Below are 573 nucleotides of genomic sequence, written 5' to 3'. Positions count from 1 at the left end.
GATCAAAGCTCGTTTGCCAGCTCCCCGTAGCTTTTCGCAGGCTACCGCGTCCTTCATCGCCTGTGATCGCCAAGGCATCCACCACATGCACTTGTTCGCTTGACCCTATAACGAGTCTGTCTCGTTATAGGTTGAGTTCTCGCGTTGTGCCGTATTCCAATTTAAGTCGAACATAGAGTTCGAATCATCTTGAGATACATCGATACAATCACAACCCGGATAGTTTCCACGTCCATCTCAAGACGCTTCCGCTATCCAAATTACTTGCTTCTTCCAGATTGTTAAAGAACGACAGCTGATACTTTCGTACCGCTCTGACTGGCTCAATCGCCAATGAGAAAAACTCGAACCAAACTTCATTCGAATGTTTGTCATTGATGATTATCGAAAGCGGCCGGCATTATAACCGATTAAACCGCTAACAGACAGTCTTTCTGTCTTTATCAACAGCCGATAAGCGTGAGCGCTCAACTTGTGCGAGAAGCTCTGGAAAGGAGGTGATCCAGCCGCACCTTCCGATACGGCTACCTTGTTACGACTTCACCCCAGTCATGAATCCTACCGTGGTGACCG

Annotated in this window: 2 rRNA genes; both read right to left on the bottom strand. The window is 47.8% G+C overall.

The features are described from left to right. A 23S ribosomal RNA gene (locus CFB82_RS41815) occupies positions 1-105 on the bottom strand; the annotation flags it as partial. Positions 106-490: 385 nt separating this feature from the next. Further along, a 16S ribosomal RNA gene (locus tag CFB82_RS41805) occupies positions 491-573 on the bottom strand; the annotation flags it as partial.

It is taken from the genome of Burkholderia sp. HI2714 (assembly GCF_002223085.1).
Taxonomy (GTDB): Bacteria; Pseudomonadota; Gammaproteobacteria; order Burkholderiales; family Burkholderiaceae; genus Burkholderia; species Burkholderia lata_D.
The sequence above is the reverse complement of the archived record's forward strand: the minus strand, read 5'-3'. Positions and strand labels throughout refer to the sequence as shown.